At 41.7% G+C, this 22,850-nt stretch carries 21 protein-coding genes and 1 pseudogene; 18 read left to right on the forward strand and 4 right to left on the reverse strand.

Going from position 1 to position 22,850, the window contains the following annotated elements:
- Positions 1 to 114: 114 nt before the first annotated feature.
- Positions 115 to 849 (reverse strand): lysophospholipid acyltransferase family protein, encoded by a 735-nt coding sequence (locus OCV43_RS03045; RefSeq protein WP_022244199.1) that lies wholly within the window; start codon positions 847 to 849, stop codon positions 115 to 117.
- Between the two features lie 143 nt (positions 850 to 992).
- Here OCV43_RS03045 and OCV43_RS03050 point away from each other — a divergent pair, with 143 nt between their 5' ends.
- From OCV43_RS03050 to OCV43_RS03080, 7 genes are all read left to right on the forward strand, one after another.
- A complete protein-coding gene (locus OCV43_RS03050; protein WP_022244198.1) occupies positions 993 to 1,433 on the forward strand; it encodes a protease complex subunit PrcB family protein in 441 nt (146 codons plus the stop codon).
- Positions 1,434 to 1,516: 83 nt separating this feature from the next.
- The gene (locus OCV43_RS03055) at positions 1,517 to 1,759 is read left to right on the forward strand and encodes a Veg family protein (RefSeq protein WP_022244197.1); all 243 of its coding nucleotides are present in this window, start codon (positions 1,517 to 1,519) and stop codon (positions 1,757 to 1,759) included.
- Between the two features lie 61 nt (positions 1,760 to 1,820).
- Positions 1,821 to 3,380, forward strand: a complete 1,560-nt coding sequence (locus tag OCV43_RS03060) for a DUF3794 and LysM peptidoglycan-binding domain-containing protein (RefSeq protein ID WP_022244196.1) — start codon at positions 1,821 to 1,823, stop codon at positions 3,378 to 3,380.
- Between the two features lie 49 nt (positions 3,381 to 3,429).
- Positions 3,430 to 4,656 carry a C40 family peptidase gene (locus OCV43_RS03065; RefSeq protein WP_022244195.1) on the forward strand — a complete coding sequence of 409 codons (1,227 nt, stop codon included), beginning with the start codon at positions 3,430 to 3,432 and terminating at the stop codon, positions 4,654 to 4,656.
- Positions 4,657 to 4,790: 134 nt separating this feature from the next.
- The gene (locus OCV43_RS03070) at positions 4,791 to 5,228 is read left to right on the forward strand and encodes a GatB/YqeY domain-containing protein (protein WP_022244194.1); all 438 of its coding nucleotides are present in this window, start codon (positions 4,791 to 4,793) and stop codon (positions 5,226 to 5,228) included.
- A gap of 8 nt (positions 5,229 to 5,236) precedes the next feature.
- Positions 5,237 to 5,902 (forward strand): hypothetical protein, encoded by a 666-nt coding sequence (locus OCV43_RS03075; RefSeq protein ID WP_022244193.1) that lies wholly within the window; start codon positions 5,237 to 5,239, stop codon positions 5,900 to 5,902.
- A gap of 17 nt (positions 5,903 to 5,919) precedes the next feature.
- Positions 5,920 to 6,795 carry a methionyl aminopeptidase gene (locus OCV43_RS03080; RefSeq protein ID WP_022244192.1) on the forward strand — a complete coding sequence of 292 codons (876 nt, stop codon included), beginning with the start codon at positions 5,920 to 5,922 and terminating at the stop codon, positions 6,793 to 6,795.
- A gap of 16 nt (positions 6,796 to 6,811) precedes the next feature.
- Here OCV43_RS03080 and OCV43_RS03085 read toward each other — a convergent pair whose 3' ends face one another.
- Positions 6,812 to 7,444 (reverse strand): glycerol-3-phosphate acyltransferase, encoded by a 633-nt coding sequence (locus OCV43_RS03085; protein WP_022244191.1) that lies wholly within the window; start codon positions 7,442 to 7,444, stop codon positions 6,812 to 6,814.
- Between the two features lie 571 nt (positions 7,445 to 8,015).
- Complete coding sequence (locus OCV43_RS03090; protein WP_227700469.1) at positions 8,016 to 9,131, reverse strand: MGDG synthase family glycosyltransferase; 1,116 nt, start codon at positions 9,129 to 9,131, stop codon at positions 8,016 to 8,018.
- Between the two features lie 198 nt (positions 9,132 to 9,329).
- Between OCV43_RS03090 and OCV43_RS03095 the strand changes: the two genes are divergently transcribed.
- The 5 genes and pseudogenes from OCV43_RS03095 to OCV43_RS03115 all read left to right on the forward strand — a co-directional run bounded on the left by OCV43_RS03095 (position 9,330) and on the right by OCV43_RS03115 (position 14,847).
- Positions 9,330 to 9,854: an adenine phosphoribosyltransferase gene (locus OCV43_RS03095; protein ID WP_022244188.1), complete on the forward strand. Its 525-nt coding sequence runs from the start codon at positions 9,330 to 9,332 to the stop codon at positions 9,852 to 9,854.
- 79 nt (positions 9,855 to 9,933) lie between these two features.
- Entirely contained in the window at positions 9,934 to 11,292 is a 1,359-nt protein-coding gene (locus OCV43_RS03100) for an NCS2 family permease (protein WP_022244187.1), read from the forward strand.
- A gap of 184 nt (positions 11,293 to 11,476) precedes the next feature.
- Positions 11,477 to 12,985: pseudogene (locus OCV43_RS03105) on the forward strand (alpha-galactosidase); the annotation flags it as partial.
- 62 nt (positions 12,986 to 13,047) lie between these two features.
- On the forward strand, positions 13,048 to 13,455 hold the full coding sequence (locus OCV43_RS03110; RefSeq protein WP_262623386.1) for a hypothetical protein: 408 nt from the start codon (positions 13,048 to 13,050) through the stop codon (positions 13,453 to 13,455).
- A gap of 15 nt (positions 13,456 to 13,470) precedes the next feature.
- Positions 13,471 to 14,847 carry an MATE family efflux transporter gene (locus tag OCV43_RS03115; protein ID WP_262623387.1) on the forward strand — a complete coding sequence of 459 codons (1,377 nt, stop codon included), beginning with the start codon at positions 13,471 to 13,473 and terminating at the stop codon, positions 14,845 to 14,847.
- Here the strand turns inward: OCV43_RS03115 and OCV43_RS03120 are convergent.
- A complete protein-coding gene (locus OCV43_RS03120; protein ID WP_262623388.1) occupies positions 14,840 to 15,607 on the reverse strand; it encodes a MerR family transcriptional regulator in 768 nt (255 codons plus the stop codon). The two genes, OCV43_RS03115 and OCV43_RS03120, sit on opposite strands and share 8 nt — an antisense overlap.
- A 656-nt stretch (positions 15,608 to 16,263) precedes the next feature.
- Here OCV43_RS03120 and OCV43_RS03125 point away from each other — a divergent pair.
- From OCV43_RS03125 to OCV43_RS03150, 6 genes are all read left to right on the forward strand, one after another.
- Positions 16,264 to 18,039, forward strand: a complete 1,776-nt coding sequence (locus OCV43_RS03125; RefSeq protein ID WP_262623389.1) for a hypothetical protein — start codon at positions 16,264 to 16,266, stop codon at positions 18,037 to 18,039.
- Between the two features lie 82 nt (positions 18,040 to 18,121).
- On the forward strand, positions 18,122 to 18,382 hold the full coding sequence (gene spoIIID / locus OCV43_RS03130; protein WP_262623390.1) for a sporulation transcriptional regulator SpoIIID: 261 nt from the start codon (positions 18,122 to 18,124) through the stop codon (positions 18,380 to 18,382).
- Between the two features lie 70 nt (positions 18,383 to 18,452).
- Positions 18,453 to 19,439: a LacI family DNA-binding transcriptional regulator gene (locus OCV43_RS03135; protein ID WP_262623391.1), complete on the forward strand. Its 987-nt coding sequence runs from the start codon at positions 18,453 to 18,455 to the stop codon at positions 19,437 to 19,439.
- 304 nt (positions 19,440 to 19,743) lie between these two features.
- On the forward strand, positions 19,744 to 21,060 hold the full coding sequence (locus OCV43_RS03140; protein WP_262623392.1) for an ABC transporter substrate-binding protein: 1,317 nt from the start codon (positions 19,744 to 19,746) through the stop codon (positions 21,058 to 21,060).
- A gap of 125 nt (positions 21,061 to 21,185) precedes the next feature.
- Positions 21,186 to 22,028, forward strand: coding sequence for a carbohydrate ABC transporter permease (locus OCV43_RS03145; RefSeq protein WP_227710095.1), 843 nt, complete (start codon positions 21,186 to 21,188; stop codon positions 22,026 to 22,028).
- Positions 22,025 to 22,840 (forward strand): carbohydrate ABC transporter permease, encoded by an 816-nt coding sequence (locus tag OCV43_RS03150; RefSeq protein WP_227710047.1) that lies wholly within the window; start codon positions 22,025 to 22,027, stop codon positions 22,838 to 22,840. The genes OCV43_RS03145 and OCV43_RS03150 overlap by 4 nt, the downstream gene beginning before the upstream one ends.
- Positions 22,841 to 22,850 lie beyond the last annotated feature (10 nt).

The raw sequence follows: 22,850 nt of genomic DNA on the forward strand, positions 1-22,850 counted from the left end.
TAAATGGTAAATACAGGAAGTGTCTGATAATAATATAGAAAAATGAAAAAAGAAACTGTAACTTTGAAGTATAGTCATCAAAGCTACAGTTCCTTTTTTATCAATATTTGCGGTTTAAAGATATTTCCGGTTATCTGCCAGCAGCTCATGTACCGTATTCTGTGTATAGGCAGCAAGATGTTTGCGGTCATCAGCAGAAAGCTGATCTAAATAAATCGGAGTACCATACTGCAGGATAACATGGGTAGGTTTTACCTTTGGAAAATGATTTTCCAGAATATCAGCAGAATTGGTGATTGCCATAGGAACAATCGGACATCCGGTTTTCTCAGAGAGCTTTAGGCTTCCGGCTTTGAAAGGAAGCATTTCGTCCTCAGTCTTGTTTCTGGTACCTTCCGGGAAGATACACATGGAAATACCGGCTTTAATCTGGTCGATACCGGTCAGGATGGTTTTTAAGCCCTTCTTCATATCGGTACGGTCTAAGAAGAGGCAGTAGAGCCGCTTCATCCAGATGTTTAAAAGAGGAACTTTTCCCATGGTGTCTTTGGCAATGTAACCGGTGAGTCTCGGACATCTGGAATAAGTGATAATAATGTCAAAATAACTTCTATGATTTCCGATATAAAGAACTGGAACATCTTTTGGAACATTTTCTTCCCCGATTACAGTCAGCTTAACGCCACAGATAAACATAATCACACGGAATGCCCACTGCACCATGCGAAGACTGCTGATATCGGCGGCATGGCGGTTGCATTTACGGATAATCCATTCTACAAAGAGAACTGGAATACCAAGAATCAGGTAAAGAACAGCAAATAAAAGTGCAAGAATTGCTCGTATCATAGAGATAGAATTCCTTTCTGGATATAAATTTCAAAAACAAAATACTGATTTCTTTCCCTATTATAGCGGTAAAGCTTAAGAATTACAACATGATAATCCGGATTTTGGAATAGAATGAAAAGAATAAAAACAGGGAGAAGAAAGTGAAACGGAAAACAATAGAAGCAAGGAAAGCTGTCCGGAGTGTCACCGGTCTGCTTGCGGTAGCATGGATTGGACTGGCAGCAGCAGGCTGCGGTATCGAAGATACCAATGGCAGTAAAATAGAAGACGTGGAATTTACCGTGTTAGAAGAGGAAGCAGTGCCGGAAGAATTGAAGCAGGAAATTGAAGAACGAAAGGAAATGGATTTCAAGCTGACTTATGAAGATAACGGAAAACTCTATATTGCAAGGGGTTATGGAGAGAAGGAAACGGGAGGCTACAGCATTTCCGTAAAAGATGTTTATCTGACTCAGAATGCCCTCTGTTTTGTTACAACGCTGATTGGCCCGGGGGAGAATGAGACGGTGGCAAAGGCACCAAGTTTCCCATATATTGTGGTTGAGATGACAAAATGTGACAAGAACGTGTTGTTTGAGTGAAAAAATGGTACTTTTTTCCCTTTGACAGCATTTTAACACGGTGATATACTAAAGAGCGTGGATAAAAAAGGAGGAACTGGTATATGCAGAGAGCAGATATTAACAGAGTCCGGGCATCCGTGCATCAGCAGTGCGGTAGCAGTGTAATGATTCAACTGGACAGAGGTCGTAATAAAGTAGATGTACAGCGTGGTGTAATACAGAATGCTTATCCGAGTGTATTCACGATTCTTGTAGATGATGAAAGAGAAGGCAATCCGCCACAGTTATTATCTTTCAGTTATACAGATATCATCACAAGAGATATCCGAATGAAATTATGTTAGAAGAATAAAGTCCCTTTTTCCTGAATAAAATGAAATAACATTCAGGAAGGGGATTTTTTTAGTGGAAATAAAGAAACAGAACATACATATGAATTATGAAAAAGCCAGTGCCATGAGTCAGATTACTCTGGATGATGATTACAATCTACCGGATTATCGGCCGGATATTGTAAAAGTACTGAAAGAAAAAGGTGAAATCCGCTTTGATGAGATACAGGTAAAAGAAGGACGTATTTATGTGAAGGGGAATCTTATCTTTCATGTGCTCTACCGCAGCGATATGGAGGAGCATAAATTAGACTGCCTGCGGGGACAGATTCCATTTGAAGAAACCATCAGTATGGATGGAGTGAATGAATTAGATCCGGTGGACGTCACAGCAGAACTGGAAGACATTAATATCGGAATTATTAATTCCAGAAAATTAAGTGTTCGTGCACTGGTGATGCTGAAGGCAGAAATGCGGATGCGCAAGGAGACGGAACTGATTACGGGAGTAGCCATGGAACATCCGTTGGAAATCCTTCAGAACAGGCATAATATTCTGGAATTGGAAACCTGTAAGAAAGATAATTACCGGTTGAAACAGGAAATAGAGCTGCCCCAGAGCAAGCCAGATGTAGAACAGATTTTATGGAAAAGTGTGCAGCTTCGGGGTGTGGAAACGAGGTTACGAGAAGAAAAAATCCAGCTTACCGGAGAAATAAGACTGTTTTTGCTATATTATGCCCAGAAAGAAGAACGCCGGTTAGAATGGTTAGAAGAGACGATACCACTGAACGGAGAACTTGCCTGTGAGGGATGCAGTGAGGAAAAAATCTATCGGATTCAGGTAACACCTGCCAGTGTGGAAGTAGAGGTCAGACCGGATTATGATGGAGAAGACCGGAAAATCAGTCTGGATATGACGTTAGAATTAGATATCTGTATCTGGAAGGAAACAGAGACAGATGTGGTAGAGGACGTATATTCGCTGCGGGAAGAGATGACACCAGCTTATGAAGAAGTTACCATGAGCAGGCTGCTGGCAAAGAATTATGCAAAATGCCGGTTGACAGACCACATGAATTTAAAGAAGAATCAGGAGAATATCCTGCAGATTTGTTCCTGCGAAGGAATGGCATTTATTGACCATGTGGAGCCACAGGCAGATGGTCTTAAAGTGGAAGGAAGCCTGAATGTGGAAATCCTTTATGTAACTACGGACGATGCCATGCCGATTGGAACCTGCCGGGAGACATTTCCTTTTGAACAGCTGATTGAAGTCCCGGAAATGACAGACGATATGAACTATGAACTGGAAGCGGGAATCGAGCAGTTGTCAGCGATTCTTTTGGATAATACCCAGATTGAGGTAAAGGCAGTACTGAATCTGAATCTGATTGCATTTTCACAGGAGAACATCCAGAAAATGGATGAAATCAGAATTACAGAACGGGATATGGAAGAATTACAGAGACAGCCAGGAATTACCGGATATATTGTAAGAGAGGGGGACAGTCTCTGGAAAATTGCCAAGGCAAATCATACGACTATTTCCCAGTTAATGGAAACCAACGACTTAAAGAGTGAAGAAATTCAAAAAGGCGATAAATTGTTAATTGTAAAGATGGTATCATGATGTTATACTAAGATGATAGGAAATACACAAAAGTGGAAGGAGCAGAAATATGCACAGAAAAAAACATATGTGGAAAATGCGGTTGGTTGCAGCAGGACTGGTAGCAATTCTTGGAATTTCATGTTTTCAAAGTGCGTCAGCAAGCGCTCTTTCAAAGGCTAAAAACAAGAAGAGTGAAGCACAGACCGCATTGGATAATGCCAATGCAGATATAGAGAATATACAGAGCCAGCAGCAGGAACTGCAGTCCCAGATTGATGCACTGGATGCAGATCTGGTAAATATTATTATGAACTTAGATATTCTGGAAGGAGAACTTTCGGATAAGCAGACTGAACTGGATAATGTGACAGCACAGCTTGCACAGGCGCAGGAAGATGAACAGAACCAGTACGATGCTATGAAAAAGCGTATCGTATATATGTATGAGAATGGGGATGACAGTTATATTGAGGCACTGGTGGGCGCAACAGATTTCTCCGATTTACTGAATCGTCTGGAATATGCCCAGCAGATTTATGATTATGACAGAAATCTGCTGACGCAGTATCAGGAGACAGTGCAGCAGGTAGCTGACCTTAAGAGTCAGGTGGAGACAGAGAAGGCAGAGTTAGAGGAAGTACAGCAGTCTTATCAGGAACAGCAGGCTTCTTATGAAAGCATGATTGCAGAGAAACAGTCTCAGATGTCTGATTTTGATACCCAGCTTGCATCAGCCCAGAGTCTTGCAGCCCAGTATAAAGCTACTGTTGATGAGCAGAATGAAATCATAAGACAGGAGCAGGCAGCTGCAGCAGCTGCCGCTGCTCAGAATAATAATAAAGGCAATAATACAACAACTGCTAACAATAATAATGGCAGCAATACCGGAGGTGACAGCACTACTGGTGGCAGTACAGGGGGAGGTGGATTGAATCCTCCTTTTAGTACATCAGTAAGTGGAAGTGATGTCGTATCTTATGCCTGCCAGTTTATTGGAAACCCGTATGTATGGGGCGGCGAGAGTCTCACCAATGGAGCGGACTGTTCCGGATTTATCAAGAGCGTTTATGCCAACTTTGGAATCAGCCTGCCACACAGTTCTGTGGCATTGCAGCGGGCAGGAAGTGAAGTGAGCTATGAGAATGCCCAGCCAGGTGACATTGTCTGCTATGCCGGTCATGTGGCAATTTATATGGGCGGAGGGCAGATTGTCCATGCAAGTTCACCGTCTACCGGCATTAAGACAGGCTCAGCAACTTATCGAAGCATTATATCTGTCCGGCGTGTATTGTAAAAAGTTATCAATAAAGAAGAGAAATGATAAAAATTCCCCGCAGTAAGTAAACTACTGCGGGTTTTTAAGAACTTGTAAAATCTTTCAAGTTGCGTATAATGAAAAAGTAGAAAATATTTTAGGAGGAATAAGAAATGCAGATAGAACAGTTACAAAAAGAAATGATAGCAGCAATGAAGGCAAAAGATAAACCAAGAAAAGATGCAATTTCTTCGCTGGTTTCTGCAGTGAAGAAAACAGCAATTGATGAAGGCTGTCGTGATGACATAAAAGAAGAATTAGTAAACCGTGTGATTTTAAAAGAAATGAAGACCGTAAAAGAACAGATTGATTCCTGTCCGGCAGAAAGAACAGATTTACTTGCGGAATATCAGCAGCGTTATGACATTATGAGCGAATATGCACCGGCAATGCTTTCTGAGGAAGAAGTACGTAAGATTCTGACAGAAAAATTTGCAGATGTCATTGCAACAAAAAATAAAGGTCAGATTATGAAAACAGTTATGCCGGAGTTAAAAGGCAAGGCAGATGGAAAATTAATCGGACAGGTTGTAGCAGAGCTTTGCAAATAGGATAGTCTATGAGTGAAAATAAATCACAGAAGAAGCGCATATGGTTCATTACAATACTGATTCTACTGGTACTGTTATTAATCAGTCTCTTTGTTTCCGGACGAAGGGGGAAGATTGTATACAGGGAGTATCTTTCCGAAGATATCCTGACAGTAGATGGAGAAAAACTGCAGCTTGGGGATCTGGCAATGTATATCGCTTATGAGGAACTGAAGGTAGAAGATGAGGCAGCAGCCTATGATTATTATGATACGAATAAATATTGGAATCTTCATACCAGTGGAAGGTTTGTAAAAGAAGTAGCAAAGACCCATGTCATCGAAATGGCAGTACATGATGAAATCTTTTACCGGCAGGCAATGGCAGAGAAACTGACGCTGGATGAAAAAGAAGAAGAACAGCTTCGTAGCCGTCAGGAGGATTTCTGGACGGATATGACAGAGGAACAGCAGGAAAGACTGGGCGTTGATAAAGCAGAGATAGATCGTCAGTTAGAGAAAGCTGCATTGGCACAGAAATATCAGAATCAGATAGCAGCAGAGAATAACAGTGATTTTGACGGTTACAGTGCCGGGGCAGAGCCATATGAGCAGATTTTAAAAGAACATAAGTATAAACTGAATGAGAAGCTCTGGGACAGAGTGGATTTTGGGAATATCATATTGAATCATTAGAATGGAAGGAATTAGAAATGTCTGTAAAAATAGGTAGAAATGATCCCTGCTGGTGTGGCAGTGGAAGAAAGTATAAGACATGCCATCAGTCATTTGATGAAAAGATTGAAAAGTATCGTGAGGCAGGCTGTATTGTGCCAACCCATGATTTGATTAAGACACCGAAGGATATCGAAGGTATCAGGGAAAGTGCCAAAATTAATGTGGCAGTACTGGATTATGTGGCTGAGCATATCAAAGCCGGCATGAGTACAGAAGAAATTGACCGTATGGTATATGAGAAAACAACAGCCATGGGTGGAATCCCGGCACCGCTTAATTATCAAGGATTTCCGAAGAGCGTCTGTACATCAATTAATGAAGAAGTATGCCATGGTATTCCATCGGAGGATATTATTTTAAAGGATGGCGATATCATTAATGTGGATGTTTCCACAATATTAGATGGATATTTTTCTGATTCCTCCAGAATGTTTCTGATTGGAGATGTCAGTGAAGAAAAGAAGCGTCTTGTCCAGGTAACGAAAGAATGTGTGGAAGAAGGCTTAAAAGCGGTAAAACCATGGGGCTTTTTAGGAGATATGGGACAGGCAGTGCATGACCATGCTTATGAAAATGGCTATACTATCGTAAGAGAAATCGGTGGACATGGTGTTGGAAAAGAATTCCACGAAGAGCCATGGGTTGGCTATCACAGCAAGAGAGGAACCGAGATGCTCTTAGTTCCGGGCATGATGTTTACGATTGAGCCAATGGTAAATATGGGAAAAGAAGCTATCTACATAGATGATGAAAATAACTGGACCGTGTATACAGAAGACGGACTTCCAAGTGCCCAGTGGGAGATTCAGGTTCTGGTAACCGAAGAGGGAACCGAAGTTATTTCCTGGTAGGTATCTCTTAAAAAAGCTATTTTTGAAAGAAAAACCGGATGGAAAGTTTCTCATTCTGGTAAGCGCAAAGATGCTTATAGATAACAAGCAGTGCAATTCCAAGGCAGGCAAAGTCAATGGAGAGAACCGGCACAAAGAGAAAGACCAGAAGGCAGAATACGCCAAAGGTAATAATGGACCGGAAAAGATGTGGCCGGATAATTAAGACCACAGAAAAAAGAATATAAGCAGCTGCAAGGAAAAGAACCGGAAGAACAACCGGAAAGATTCCAAGCAGTACACCAAAGGAGACGGCAATGGCTTTGCCGCCTTTTTTGTTACTGTTTTTCGGATGAAACTGCAATGGGAACGCATGTCCGAGAACCGGTGCTATCAGAATCGGAATCATGTATGGAGTGTCAATATCCAATGTCCGTAGGGCAAGTACGACCGGGAAAAAGCCCTTGAAAAGTTCCAAAAGGAGCGCAAGAATACCAGCCCGGAATCCGCCGTACACAAAGGCATTGGCAGTGCCGGGATTTCCATCCGGACTTAATGCACAGATATCTTTCTGGAATAATATCTTCGGAATCCAGTAGGCATAGAGTATGCTGCCGCTGAGATAGCCAACGATGGAAAAAAAGATGCAGGTGATAATTGACTGGTTCATATAAAGGCTCCTTTTCTTTTCGATAAACAGGTGATTGTGGAAGGAGATAGCGTTTGTATAAAGGAATTTTGCAGTATTCCATATGCATTGATTTTCCGATGATGAAATACCACCGTTCTAAGTAGTTCATTTTTCTTTTTCTGATAAAAACAGTCTTTTCCATGTTTAACAGAATCCTGGTACTGTTCGTCAAAGTACGGATGCCTGGTAAGGACTGTTAGGGGCACTTGGAATTTCGTCTGGCAACAGGCAACGCTGGTACAGGGATGTACCAGCGAGGCACAGTTGAACATGGATGTGAATTTGTGCCGGTTGCCAGATGAAAATAGCATGATGTCAAAATTCCTGGTGCCCCTTGCAGGCGTTATGTGGCATCCGCTTTTGACGGACAGTGCCGAGATTCTGTCAAAGCAAGCGAAAAGACAGTTTATAATCAAGAAAAATGAACCACTAAGAATGGTTGGCATTTCACATCCAGGAAAATCAGATGTACATGGAATGCCACAAAATTTCCTATTAAAATCTTTTCTCCTGCTTCCGTAATCACTTGTTTGAATAAAAGCAATTGTCGTTATTTTTCAGACAGTGATTCTAACAGGTCTACAATGCGTTCTGCTGCATCGGATTTCTGCTCCCGGAGCTGTGCGGTATGCATTTCCTCCTGTAAATCATGGCTTCGCATCAGCAGCTTTCCAAGGCGAATCTGTTCTATCATGTATTTAGAGGCATAGGAAATGCCACGGTCTACGAAAAATGCACTGTTTGCGGTTTCGCAGCCTGGAATCGGTGCGGTATGGATAGTTGGGATTCCCTTTACCAAAGTTTCGGTAGAGGTAAGTCCGCCCGGTTTGGTAAAGATGACATCACAGGCATCCATATAAAGGGAAACATGTCTGGTGTAGCCTAAGACATGAACCCGCGGGCAATGTCTGAATTCTTTGGTGAGAACTGACTGTAATTTCTTATTGTTTCCGCAGATAATTACAATGTGTTCGTCATTTTTACACTGCTTATAAAGTGCCATGGCAAAGACTGCCAGTTTTCCAAATCCCATACTTCCACTCATAATGAGAAAGGTAGGAGCATCAGCATCTAGGTGGCATTTGCGGCGGGCAATGTCCTTTGGTGTATGCTTGGCAAAGGCGTGGCGTACCGGAATACCGTAAGGCAGTAATTTTTCCTTTGGAACACCACGTTTTATATATTCGTCTACTAAATCCTCATGGGGAATAACATAGTAGTCGCAGTTGGTTTCCTCCCAGAAAGGGATGCAGGTATAATCGGTTCCGATAGCGACTGCTTTTACCGGAAGCATGTTGTGTTTCTTCATATAAGTAATGGTCTCTGCCGGGTAAAGGTGCGGCATCACCACAATGTCATAATTTCCTTCTTCGATGAGGGATGCAAGCGGTTTCGCCAGCTTTGCATTTGCCCAGTAAACCGGAGATTTGAAATGGCGGTTACTGATAAGCATTCCCAGTTTATAAATGAAACCGAAAAACCACGGCAGATGCTTTACAATCCCAATATAAAGTCCGCTGATAAGGCGTGAAGTATGTCTTTTGCCAAGCTGCATGGCATCAACGAAATTTACTTCGTGTCCCCTTGCTAAAGCTGCTTCTTCCACGGCATGACCGGCGGCGTTATGTCCTTCTCCTGTGTTGCAGGATAAAATCAGAATTTTCACAAAAAATCCCCTTTCCGAACTTTTCTTTCGTATAGAACATCTTAATATATTTGCAACAAAATAGCAACTTTTCATAAAATTTTATAACCAAAAACGAAACATTTTATAAAAAATTGCTTGTATTTCTGGCAGTATAAATTTATAATAAAAAAGTGTTTTTTAAAACAGAGGGCAGTAAATAGAAAGAAGGGTATTAAGATGAAAAAAATAGAAGAATATGTAAGAAGTATACCGGATTTTCCAGAGCCGGGAATTATTTTCAGAGATATTACTTCCGTATTGCAGGATGCAGACGGACTTCAGCTTGCAATAGATTCCATGATCAAGCTTTTAGATGGTGTGGACTTTGATGTAGTTGCCGGTACAGAATCCAGAGGATTCATTTTCGGAGTACCAATTGCTTACGAAATGCATAAACCGTTTGTACCGGTTCGTAAAAAAGGAAAATTACCATGTGAGACCATTTCACAGTCTTATGATTTAGAGTATGGACAGGCTACCATTGAGATGCACAAGGATTCCATCAAACCGGGGCAGAAGGTTGTTTTAGTAGATGACTTAATCGCAACCGGCGGAACCATTGAAGCTGCTATCAAATTAGTAGAGCAGCTTGGCGGAGAAGTAGTTAAGGTCATTTTCTTAATGGAACTGGCTGGATTAAAGGGAAGAGAGCGTTTGAAGGGTTATGATGTTGCTTCTGTAATTACATATGAAGGAAAATAATTTACAGAAGAGAAGTTTAACATGACTTATTGCCAGAGAGGCTGGCTTTAGGTATAAAAAACAATTTGGAGGAAGAAAAATGTTAGAGAAAATGTTCAAATTCAAAGAGAACAACACTAACGTCAAGACAGAAGTAATTGCAGGTCTTACCACATTTATGACAATGGCTTACATCCTGGCAGTTAACCCGAACCTGTTATCTGCTGCTGGCATGGATCCTACTGCAGTTTTGATTGCAACCTGTCTTGCATCCTTTATCGGAACACTTGCAATGGCTTTGATGGCTAATTATCCATTTGCATTAGCTCCTGGTATGGGATTGAATGCATATTTCGCATTTACAGTATGTGGAAATATGGGTTATGACTGGAGAGTCGCATTAATGGCAGTGTTCATTGAAGGTATCATCTTTATCGTACTTTCACTGACCAACGTACGTGAGGCAATTTTCAATGCCATTCCTGCTACACTGAAAAAAGGTGTAAGTGCCGGTATTGGTCTGTTTATCGCTTTCATCGGTTTACAGGGTGCTCACATTGTTGTTGACAACAGCTCTACTTTATTATCTTATGTTAAATTTACAGAGAACTGGCATACAGAAGGAATCTGTGCTTTACTTGCACTGATTGGTTTACTTCTTACCATTATCTTATATGTAAAAAATGTAAAAGGTTCCATCCTTATCGGAATCCTTGCTACATGGATTCTTGGTATGATTTGCCAGGCCGCAGGTATCTATCAGATTGATGCAGAAGCTGGATTCTATTCTTTATATCCTACATTTGCAATGACAGACTTCACCAAAATCGGAGAAACCTTTGGACAGTGTTTCAAAGCTGACTTTACCGGTGTAGGTATTGTTAACTTTATCGTAGTATTATTATCCTTCTTATTTGTAGATATGTTTGATACTATCGGAACCTTAATCGGTGTTTCTGATAAAGCTGGTATGTTAGACAAAGAAGGAAAGCTTCCAAGAGTTAAAAATGCGTTATTAGCTGACGCTATCGCAACATCCGCTGGTGCTGTTCTTGGTACTTCTACAACCACAACTTTCGTAGAGAGTTCTGCTGGTGTAGGTGCAGGTGCCAGAACCGGTTTTGCATCTGTTGTAACCGGATTCATGTTCCTGATTGCAATCTTATTTGCACCAATCTTTACAGCAATCCCAGGATTTGCTACCGCTCCTGCATTAATCTTCGTTGGATTCCTTATGGTATCTGCAATCGTTAAGATTGACTTCAACGATGTTACAGAAGCAGCTCCTGCATACCTTTGCTTAATCGCTATGCCTCTTATGTACAGCATTGCAGAAGGTATCGCAATTGGTGTTATCTCTTACGTTATCATCAACTTAATCTGTGGTAAAGCTAAGAAAATTACTCCGCTGATGTATATTCTTGCAGTATTATTCATTTGTAAGTATATCTTCCTGTAAGAGGAGATTAAATTAAATAAAACAATTTGAAGCAGACATTTATTACCATTTAAGGTGGTGATTTATGTCTGCTTTTTTTGCACAAAAAACTTCCGAAGAACATTTGGCATCATTGAAATCCCCTTCTCGTCAAAATCCACAAATTCAGGAAACCAATTTTGGTAATTCAGTTTCTTGTAACGGATATGCAGAAAACGGATTTAACCAGATGAGCCAGAGGCTGCATCATTTTATCTGGGAGCATATTATCCGTGGAACCTGGCAGAAGAAGGAGCGGCCGATACTGCTTAACAGTTGGGAGGCTTCCTATTTTGACATCAGTGAGAAGAAGTTACTGAAGCTGGCAAAGGAAGCAAAAGAAGTTGGCATAGAATTATTTGTAATGGATGACGGCTGGTTTGGCGAGCGGATGGATGACAGCAGTTCCTTAGGAGACTGGGAAGCAAATACGAAGAAGCTGCCGGGCGGTCTTAAGGGCTTATCTGATAAGATTCATGGACTGGGACTGCAGTTTGGAATCTGGGTGGAGCCGGAAATGGTCAATGTGAAAAGCAAACTTTATGTGGCTCATCCGGACTGGACCATTGAGATTCCGGGGCAGCCTCATTCGGAAGGAAGAAACCAGCGGATTTTAGATTTGGGAAGAAGAGAAGTACAGGATTATATTATTGAGAGCATGAGCAAAGTCTTTTCTTCAGCGGACATTTCCTATGTGAAATGGGACATGAACCGGACCTTCAGTGATTATTATTCCACAGCACTTCCACCGGAACGGCAGGGAGAAGTGGCACACCGCTATGTGCTGGGATTATACCGCTGCATGAAGGAGCTGATGGAACGGTTTCCGGAGATTTTATTTGAAGGCTGTGCAGCAGGCGGCAACCGCTTTGACCTTGGAATCTTATGCTATTTTCCGCAGATCTGGGGCAGTGATGATACGGATGCATTGTGCCGGGCGGAGATAGAGGAAAATTATAGTTACGGCTATCCGCTGTCAGCAGTCAGTGCTCATGTGTCTGCCTGCCCGAATCACCAGACGCTGCGGAATACGCCATTAGAGACAAGATTTCAGGTGGCATGCTTTGGAAGTTTCGGCTATGAATGCAACCTCTGTGATATGAAAAAAGAAGAAAAGGAAGCCATGAAAGAGCAGATTGCATTATATAAGAAATGGCGGAAGGTATTGCAGCAGGGAACCTTTTACCGGGGCAGAAGCTTTTACGACGGAGCACAGAGTGGAATGGGTGGCAGTGTTTTAGCGGACGAAGCCGGTAACCAGATGGAGTGGACCTGCGTATCGGAAGATGGCACCAAAGCAGTGGGTATGCTGATGCAGAAATTAGTGGTACCAAATACGCAGCAGCAGACCTATTATCCGAAGGGATTGCTGCCGGATGTCCGTTACCATTTCTACAACCGGAAATTAAAATATAATATCAAAGAATTCGGTGACCTGGTAAATACGGTTTCGCCGGTTCATATCAGACAGGATTCCCTGACCCATCAGGTGCTTTCGAAATTGGTAAAAATGGATGGCGAGACGGAAGACTTCCATGCATATGGAGATACCTTAATGTATGGCGGCGTTCATGTCAGTCCGGCATTTGGCGGAACCGGATACAATGATAAGGTAAGGCACTACCCGGATTTTGCATCCCGTTTATATTTTATGGATGGAGAAGTAAAAAAGTAGGGAGACAGAAGTCCATGTTTGTGCTAAGATGAACATATCCATAAACACAAACAGGAGCGGATATGAAGAATAAATCAAAGTTAAAGAAAATAAGAGAAAAGAAAGCAGGCACAGCCACCGTTACCAATGAGTGGCTTTATATGAATCCAAATTCCATCACAGTAGCAGAGATTGAAAATGCATTAGAGGGAATGGATGGCATCGAAACAGAAATCTGGAAAGAGGCGGGAGTATTAGAGGTGGAGGTTCCGGAGCATCATTCCATGGATATCGAGGAGATTGCAGTTGATTTAAAGGATGAATATGCCAATGCTTATTTAAAAGAGCATGACATTCATGCTCTTTTTGCTGTCACAATTGACACAGAAAACTATGCATTTATGCAAAAAATCATGCAGAAAATCATCGCCGGTGCAGGAGGCTTCTTCTGCGGTGATACAGAGGATTTTACACCGGTAGTAAAAGAGTAAGAAGTGAAATAAAAAATGCGAAAGATAAGATTATATGATGCAACAAAATTAGACCGGGAACATATGATGTTTTCCAATAAGCAACTCCTTACGCTGCTTCTGCCGATTATGGTAGAGCAGCTTTTGAATTCCTTTATGGGAATGGCGGATACCATGATGGTAAGCAATGTGGGAAGTGCGGCAATCTCTGCGGTATCACTGGTGGATTCCATCAATGTACTGGTCATACAGGTATTTACGGCATTAGGAGCAGGAGCAGCAATTATCTGTTCCCAGTATCTTGGAAGGGGAGACAGGGAGTCCAGCAATGAGGCTGCAAGACAGGTAACTTTAAGCGTACTGACGATTTCTACGGTATTGTCTGTGATTTGCGTTGTATTTCGTGGCTCGTTGCTGCATCTGATTTTCGGACAGGTAGAAGAGGCAGTTATGGATAATTCCGTGATTTATTTCCTGCTGACTGCAATTTCATTTCCGTTCATTGCACTTTTTGATGCCGGTGGAGCTTTTTACCGGGCAGCAGGAAACAGTCGTTTTCCAATGATGATTTCTGTCCTTTCCAATGGACTCAACATTGCCGGAAATGCAGTGCTTATCTTTGGATTAAAGATGGGCGTGGAAGGAGCAGCTCTTTCTACCTTATTTTCAAGAATCTTCTGTGCAGTAGTAATTTTCTGGAATCTGCGGAAACCGGATCAGGTGATTGTGGTAAATCATTATCTTAAGATCCGTCCCAATTTCCCATTGATTGGAAAAATTCTTTCTATCGGAATTCCATCCGGAATTGAAAACGGAATGTTTCAGTTCGGAAAGCTGGCAATCCAGTCCAGCGTATCAACCCTTGGAACGGCAGCCATTGCCGCGCAGGCAATGACCATTATACTGGAAAATTTAAATGGAATCGGAGCCATTGGAATCGGAATCGGCCTGATGACAGTGGTAGGACAATGTATTGGAGCCGGAAAAGTGGAAGAGGCGCGTTATTATATGGTGAAACTCTGCGGCTATGCAGAAATTGTTATTCTGATTTCCTGTGCAGTGGTATTTTTATTGACAAAGCCGGTTACATTTTTAGCTGGAATGGAAGCAGAAAGTGCCTCCCTCTGCATGGAAATGATAATAGCAATTACGATTGTAAAACCGATTGTATGGGTACTGGCATTTATCCCGGCTTATGGCATGCGTGCCGCCGGAGATGTGAAATTTTCCATGATTTTATCCAGTCTTACCATGTGGTTCTGCCGTGTGGCACTGTGTGTATATCTGATCCGCAGCTGTGGTTTCGGACCAATGGCGGTGTGGATTGGCATGTTTGCCGATTGGACGCTTCGTGCTATCGCATTCAGCGTCCGGTATTTAAGCGGCAGGTGGAGCCGGATACATGTCATTTAGAACATGCTAGCGGGAGCAGTACCTGGGTAATAAATTTACTTTTGTCTTTATGCTGTGGTGGTCCCTCTAAATAGCAGTGGCGGAAGATGCCAACTGGTGTAAGCTTTTGCTCTCTGGCATAGGAAAGCGGGGTATCATGAACCGATGGCAATTCTTCATACGCTCCATGATGATAGAGGCAGACTGCTTTCTGGGCAGGAAGATTTAGGATATGTTCGCCCTTACTTCCTGCCGGGACAACAGCAAAAAAGGACATATCCTTTGCATCCGTAATGGGAGCTTCCGTAAAATAAATCTGCCCGGTATGTGCCGGACCATAGTTCTGCAGTGCTTCCAGGGCAACCGCTCTTAACAAATTCGTCTTTTCTACGATGCTGTCACTTTCCGTTTTGCGGCAGTACACCGTTTGTGGTGGAATTGTAATGATTTCCATTGATTCAAATCCCTGATTGATTCTTTCGTATAAGGCTTTGATATTGGCATTTAATTCATCCCGCAAAGATTCCAGCCTTCGAACCATGGATAAAAGGTCGTTGGAGTTGTCAAAGTAGCCATGGATTTCATCCAGTGACAGGCCAAGATTCTGCAGCGAGCGGATGGTTCGAATCTTCGTCAGTGTATCAATGGTATAGTAACGATTGCCGGAGGGGTCTTCTTTTACATCCGGAAAAACCAGTCCATGAGCTTCATAATTTAAAATAATTCTTCTTGTGATGCCCACAAAGTCTGCGGCATCTCCAATTGAAAACAGTTCTTTCAAAATGTTCCCCCTTTTTATTTATTCGGTGATTGTGAAAAGAATGGATTTAGAAATTTTGAAGAAATAAAGTCGGCTGCATCACTTCAAAACACCGTAGTTCTAAAATATATGTTTTGCTTTTCTCTATGAAAGCCAGTCTTTCCAATGTTTGACAGTCTGCACCGGTTGTCCGCCTGCATACAGATACATAAACAAGCCTGTTAGGAGGTCTTGGCATTCTGTTATGCAACCGGCAATGCAGGCACAGGGATGTGCCTGCAAGGCGCAGTTGAATATGGATATGAATTTGCGCCGGTTGCCGGAATCATAAACTTATTTGCCAGAATGCCTAGACCTCCTTACGGGTTTGTGAAAGTATCTGTAGCAGACGGACAACCGGGCAGCCGGTCAAAGCAACGGAAAGACAGCTTACAAACAAGCAAAACATACATTTAAGAACTGCTGGTGTTTTGAGGCAAACCAGCTGGTCTTTATTTCACACAAAATTTTCATATCATATATTTTTTCACAATTACCGGCAAAATTTGTAAAATGATTGCATCGTACATTGATGTACGGTGTAAAATAACAGTGTAATTGTAGCACAGCATTGAGAGTGTGAAAAGTGAAAAAAGAAAAAAGTAATTTAAGTGTAATTTAAGAAGGGAAGGATGTACATGAAACAAAAGAAGAAAAGTTTATTTTCCTTGTTACTTGCGTTGATGATGATGGCAGGTCTTATGCAGGGGATGACAGTTGAGACAAAGGCAGCCACAAATTCAGTTCAGGCAGGACCATTTACGTTGTCAAGAGATTCGGGGGCAATTGTAGAAGGAGTCGATTACACCTATGGAAAGTATGAATCTGGAAATAGAAATTCGCTTACCATTCTGACGGATGACATTACGATTGCAATGGATGAAAACGCAGAACCTACATCAGATATTATTGAGCTGGGAGAATTTAATAACCTACCTCTTGACAGTTTTTCTAAGGTAACATTTTCAAATTTAAAAATGAAATCTTATTATAATAATATATACAGTAATGTAGACCATATTCATATTACACTGGTTGGAAGCAATGAACTGGTCAGCATAAAAGAGAAATCGGAAACCTATGGAGGTTATGCAATTTTTGGACATGGAAGTGTAACTATTGAGAATAGTCCATATGGTTCTCTTTATGCAACCGGAGATGGACTTGGCTGGGGAGCTATTTCTGTATCAGAAGGATATGGAAAAAGTGATGCATGCATTACAGTTGGAGATGCCATGTCAATGAAAAGTTCTACCACTCTGATGGCAGATATATCAGAATTGACAGATACACCACAGGTTTGGAGAGACTATATTGGAGCAGGCAAAAATTATATGGATATTAAATCTGCCAAAACACTCCTGATCGGTATGTGGAAGCACAGCCACACATGGAGTTATGCATTGGATGAAAGCAAAGATGGAAGCCGTATTCTTGCCACCTGCAGTGGATTGGGAGACTGCAATGAGAAAGATGCATCTTTATGGTTATCCTTATCAGCTGAGAATACAGACTATGATGGAACAGCAAAAGCTGCCAATATAACAATATCCGAAGACTGGAAGAGACTTAATCTTCCGGTTCCGGAAATCGTATATTATCTGAGTGGAACAGACACAAAGACCAACAGTGACAACAGCGGAGCAGAAGCCGTTGGAGGCGCACCAAAGTTACCGGGCAGCTATAAGGCACAGGTTACGGTTGGAACAGATACGAAAGCAACAAAAGAATTTACAATTACATGCAAGCATGGTGAATGGGTGGAAACAGTGTCAGATTCCTATCTGAAAACAGCAGCAACCTGTACGGCACCGGCAGTTTACTACAAATCCTGCAAGCTGTGTGGGGCAAAGGGAACGGAAACATTTACCAGTGGAAATCCATTAGGACATGACTTTAGCAACAATGCAGAAGTCTGCAGACGGGAAGGCTGTAATGAGAAGAACCCGGATTATAAACCGGCAACACCGGTCATTATTGAAGGCGCTGGTGGAGAATGGACAAAGGAAAGTGGTGCAACGCTTCGTTTCCGCAGTGACGCCGGTATCAGCAGCTTCCTTCGTGTAGAAGTGGATGGCACCGTAGTAGATGCGAAAAACTATATGGTAACAGAAGGCTCTACCATTGTCACCTTTACTGCAGAATACTTAGAAAGCCTTGCTACCGGAAAGCATACGGTTGCGATTGTGTCTTCTATCAGTGGAGAAGAAAAGAAAGCAACCGCCGAATTTACCGTTGCGAAGAAAGCTGATACAACAAGTGGAAATAGCACTCCAAATACTGAGCAGACCACAGCACAGAAAACAAAAGCATTGAAAACGGGCGATGAATCACCGGTTGGATATCTGCTTGCACTCTTGGCATTATGCGGAGCGGCAGTAGTATTCACAGGGAAAAAGGGTTATTTGAAATAGAATATAGATGAGATAAAAAAGCCATACATAAAAGCAAATCCTCTGCATACAATGTAAAAACAAGTATTGCAGGGGATTTTCTTTGAAAAGCTATATAGAAGAAAGAGCCGTAGAAATAGCCAAATACATTATAGATAACAATGCGACAGTGCGTCAGACCGCAAAGCAGTTTGGAATCAGTAAGAGTACGGTACATAAGGACGTAACAGAACGTTTATCCCAGGTGAATCCGACCCTGGCGCGGGAAGCAAGGAAAGTACTGGATGTCAATAAGTCAGAGCGTCATATCCGTGGGGGACTGGCAACGAGAGAAAAATATCTTCATCAGCATGTGACAAGTTGATATGTCATGTTGACATATCGGCATAAAAGTGCTATCGTTATAGTAACAACCAAGGAGAAGGGGGACAATTTTGAGTACATTAAAGGATGTGGCAGAACGGGCAGGAGTAACTGTTACGACTGTTTCGAGAGTAATTAATAACCGTGGATATATCAGTGAGAAGACCAGACAGAAGGTATATGATGTCATGAAGGAGATAGGCTATCAGCCCAATGAGGTAGCCCGTTCTCTTTCAAAACAGCATACCAGCACGATTGGCGTAATCGTACCACATATCGTGCACCCGTATTTTGCGAAGCTTTTAAGTAATATTGAATCGGCGGCGGCAGCGGAAAATTATAAAATGATAGTCTGCAACTCCAAGGAGGAGCGCAGCAACGAACGGAAATATGTAGAGATGTTTAAAAGTAATCAGGTGGCAGGAATCATATTATGCAGTGGAACAGTAAGTGCCAATGAATTCCTGAATCTGAATATTCCAATTGTTACCATAGAGTGTGATGATGCATTGGGGGACTGCAATATCCAGTGTGATAACTATATGGGAGGAGTGCTTGCTACAGAACATCTTGCTAAATGCGGATGTAAAGAAATTGTGCATTTTAGTGGAGTAGAGCGACAGGTGATGCCGGCAGACAGACGTTGTGTAGGCTTCCGGGAGGTATGCGGGAAATACGGAATCCGGCATCATGAAATAGAAACAAGCGAAGCGTCCTACAGCGTGATGGAATATCTGGAAAATATCAAGCAGACGCTGCAGACATATCCGGAGATTGATGGAATTTTTGCCAGCAGTGATGTCATTGCAGCCCAGTCCATTCAGGCATGCAGTGCCCTTGGAAAGCGGGTTCCGGAGGATGTGCAGATTGTAGGTTTTGATGATGTCAATATTGCAACACTGGTAAATCCGATGCTGACTACAATCCGGCAGCCGATTAAGGAAATGGCACAGCTGGCAGTGGATGCCATCTTAAAAAAGCGAGGTGGCGGCGTAATGCCGGCAAAGGTGGTACTTCCGGTCAGCTTAATGAAGCGTGGTACAACAAAAGAAAAGTAACAGATTGACAGAAATGATAAATAAATAAAAGAAAAGACAATAGTTCTTAGTTCGTGTCCGTCGGTTGACATGAATTTAGAACTATTTTTCTGTGGTATAAAACGGATAAATCGGTTGACATTAGTGCATACTGCACAAAAAACGTGGCATTATCTTGTGAAAACCTAATATTTCGCATGTTAACCGCTTGACATTTTACAGAACCGGTATTATATTAGCAATGTAATCAAGTGAAACGCGTTCACGATAAGAAAATATAAGAAACGGGGAAGAGATACTTTTTACAATGACAGGAGGAAGACAAATGAAGAAAAAGATTTTGGCTGCAATTCTTACCGCAGCAATGACAATTGGAATGGTTGGATGTGGTTCCACCAGTAGTTCTGACAATGGAAATAATTCCGCTTCAAATACCGAAGCATCTTCAAACGAACTGACCGTATGGTGCTGGGATGCAACCTTTAATATTCCGGCAATGGAAGAGGCAGAAAAGATTTACCAGAAAGATCATCCGGATGTAAACGTAAATGTAGTAGAAACATCCTGGGAGGATATTCAGACCAAGCTTACAACAGCAGCAACCTCTGGACAGACCGATACACTACCAGACATCATTCTTATGAATGACACTGCTTTATTAAATAATGTAAAGAACTATCCGGACTTATTTGCAGATTTATCTGATTCCGGAATCGATTTCTCCAAATTTGCAAGTTATAAAACAGCAATTGGAACAGTAGATGGAAAGAATTACAATGTACCATTCGACAGTGGTGTAACCGCATTATTTATTCGTACCGATGTAATCGGCGAAGCTGGTTATTCTATTGATGACTTTACTGATATTACATGGTCCAAATTCATTGAACTTGGCGAAGATGTATTAGCAAAGACCGGCAAACCATTATTAAGCGCACAGGCTGGTGGACCTGACTTATTGATTGCAATGTTAAGAAGTGCAGGCGACAGCATGTTTGATGAAGATGGCAATCCAAATTTTGCGGGAAATGATGTAGTTGCAGAAGCTGTAGAAGATTATGAGACCATGGTTGACAAGGGAATTTTAGTAGAAGTAAATGACTGGGATCAGTATATTGGAACTATCAACAACGGAACAGTAGCAAGCGTAATCAACGGATGCTGGATTACAAGTACCATTCAGGCACAGGAAGACCAGTCCGGTGACTGGGGCGTTACTACAATGCCAAGACTGGACAATGCTCCAAATGCAACCAATTACAGTAATAATGGTGGTGCAGGATGGATGGTTATGAATGACTCACCAAACAAAGACCTTGCTATCGATTTCTTAAAGAATACATTTGCAAGCAGCACAGAGCTTTATGATACTATTCTTCCTACTACCGGTGCAGTAGCAACCTACCTTCCGGCAGCAGAAAGTGATGCATACTCACAGGAAAATGAATTCTTCGGTGGCGATAAGATTTACGAGAGATTTGCTAACTATGGTGCTGAAGTACCGGCTATCACATTAGGTCAGTATTGGGAGGAAGCAAAATCCGCACTTGGAACAGCGCTTACCCAGATTCAGCAGGGACAGGATATTCAGGAAGCGTTAAAAGAAGCAGATGATACCGTATCATTTGCAATGAGCGAATAATTTAGCAGAAGCGCTTTACAAACTGCCTGCATAGCAGCTGCTGTGCAGGCAGAATTTTCAAGAAGAAAGCTGTAAAGTCGATACGAATTGGAGGAACAACAGTGAAAACGAAGAAAAGAAAGATTATGGGATGGACATTCGTAATACCGGCATCGATAATGATTGTCATATTCAATTTCGTGCCGATGATACAGTCCTTTATTTTATCCTTAAAACGCGGAAGCGGAACGAACATGACTTTTACCGGACTTTCTAACTATAAAAGAATGTTCCAGGATAAAATTTTTAAAATGACATTAAGCAATACTTTTATTTATCTGATCTTAGAAGTAGCAATCATGCTGGTGATAGCAATGTTCTTAGCATCGCTTTTGAATGATAAGAGATTAAAAGGAAAGTGGTTTTTCCGTCTTGCAATTTTCTTACCATGTACTACTTCCCTGGTATCGTATTCCATTATTTTTCGTTCTCTTTTCTCTGTGGACGGATTCATCAATACGATTCTTACGAATCTGCATCTGATTGCATCTCCAATCAACTGGCTGGGAAATACCTGGACCGCACGAATTGTAATCGTACTGGCATTATTGTGGAGATGGACCGGTTATAATATGATATTTTTCCTGGCGGCATTGCAGAATATTGACAGTTCTATTTATGAAGCAGCAGTTGTAGATGGAGCCAATGCATTCCAGAAGTTTACTAAGATTACAATCCCGATGCTTCGTCCGACAATTTTACTGACGGCAATTATGTCAACCAATGGAACCTTACAGCTCTTCGATGAGTCTATGAATATTACCAATGGTGGACCGGCAAATACGTCCATGACAATATCCCACTACATATACAATTTGTCTTTTGCAGGAAATCCAAACTTTGGATATGCATCCGCAATTTCTTATGTAGTATTTATCCTGGTGGCAATCCTTGCCTTTATTCAGATGAAAGTAGGTGATGAGAAATGAGTAAAAGAAAATTCGTATATTTCTGGAAATATGTATTCCTAATTCTGGTCGCAATCATTTCCATCTTCCCAATGTACTGGATGATTGTCAGTGGAACCAATAAAAGTGTGGATGTCATTGTAGGAAAAATTCTTCCGGGCAATTACCTGATGGAAAACTTAAAATCTCTTCTGGATACAACGGTTCTTTCACAGGCAATGTGGAATTCCATCCGGAACGCAGTAGTTTCCATGGTTTTAAATGTATTTGTCTGCTCACTGGCAGGTTATGGATTCGAAAAATTCCATGATAAATACAAAGATAAAATTATGTCCATTTTGTTACTTTCCATGATGGTACCGACTGCAGCAACTGTAATTCCATTGTTCCGTATGTTTGGAAAGATGGGACTTTTAAATACAACCGTTGGATGTATTTTACCGACCGTTTCTACTGCATTTATGATATTCATGTTCCGCCAGGCAGCAAAATCATTTCCGGATGAAATCATTGAAGCAGCCCGGATTGACGGAGTAGGTGAATGGGGCATTTACTTTAAAATGTTCTTACCGATTATGAAATCTACCTACGCAGCAGCTGCAATTGTAAGCTTTATGAATGCATGGAACAGCTACATGTGGCCATTGATCGTATTACAGAATGAAAATTCCAAGACTATGCCGATTCTGGTATCTGGACTGACCGCACGATATACCATTGATTATGGAAGCATGATGCTTGCAGTCACGATTTCTACAATTCCGATGTTGATTATATTCTTTGTATTACAGAAGAACTTTGTAGAAGGAATTACCGGTTCTGTAAAATCATAAAGGAGACCAG

The organism is Roseburia amylophila (assembly GCF_025567465.1).
Classification (GTDB): domain Bacteria; phylum Bacillota; class Clostridia; order Lachnospirales; family Lachnospiraceae; genus Roseburia_C; species Roseburia_C amylophila.

Excerpts from the sequence above, each read along its gene's own strand:
- OCV43_RS03080 (WP_022244192.1), top strand. The coding sequence starts at position 5,920 with ATGTCTGTAAAAATAGGTAGAAATGATCCCTGCTGGTGTGGCAGTGGA.
- OCV43_RS03070 (WP_022244194.1), top strand. The coding sequence starts at position 4,791 with ATGCAGATAGAACAGTTACAAAAAGAAATGATAGCAGCAATGAAGGCA.
- OCV43_RS03115 (WP_262623387.1), top strand. The coding sequence starts at position 13,471 with ATGCGAAAGATAAGATTATATGATGCAACAAAATTAGACCGGGAACAT.
- OCV43_RS03110 (WP_262623386.1), top strand. The coding sequence starts at position 13,048 with ATGAAGAATAAATCAAAGTTAAAGAAAATAAGAGAAAAGAAAGCAGGC.
- OCV43_RS03055 (WP_022244197.1), top strand. The coding sequence starts at position 1,517 with ATGCAGAGAGCAGATATTAACAGAGTCCGGGCATCCGTGCATCAGCAG.
- OCV43_RS03125 (WP_262623389.1), top strand. The coding sequence starts at position 16,264 with ATGAAACAAAAGAAGAAAAGTTTATTTTCCTTGTTACTTGCGTTGATG.
- OCV43_RS03085 (WP_022244191.1), bottom strand. The coding sequence starts at position 7,444 with ATGAACCAGTCAATTATCACCTGCATCTTTTTTTCCATCGTTGGCTAT.
- OCV43_RS03075 (WP_022244193.1), top strand. The coding sequence starts at position 5,237 with ATGAGTGAAAATAAATCACAGAAGAAGCGCATATGGTTCATTACAATA.
- OCV43_RS03065 (WP_022244195.1), top strand. The coding sequence starts at position 3,430 with ATGCACAGAAAAAAACATATGTGGAAAATGCGGTTGGTTGCAGCAGGA.
- OCV43_RS03145 (WP_227710095.1), top strand. The coding sequence starts at position 21,186 with ATGGGATGGACATTCGTAATACCGGCATCGATAATGATTGTCATATTC.
- OCV43_RS03095 (WP_022244188.1), top strand. The coding sequence starts at position 9,330 with ATGAAAAAAATAGAAGAATATGTAAGAAGTATACCGGATTTTCCAGAG.
- OCV43_RS03100 (WP_022244187.1), top strand. The coding sequence starts at position 9,934 with ATGTTAGAGAAAATGTTCAAATTCAAAGAGAACAACACTAACGTCAAG.
- OCV43_RS03140 (WP_262623392.1), top strand. The coding sequence starts at position 19,744 with ATGAAGAAAAAGATTTTGGCTGCAATTCTTACCGCAGCAATGACAATT.
- OCV43_RS03150 (WP_227710047.1), top strand. The coding sequence starts at position 22,025 with ATGAGTAAAAGAAAATTCGTATATTTCTGGAAATATGTATTCCTAATT.
- OCV43_RS03045 (WP_022244199.1), bottom strand. The coding sequence starts at position 849 with ATGATACGAGCAATTCTTGCACTTTTATTTGCTGTTCTTTACCTGATT.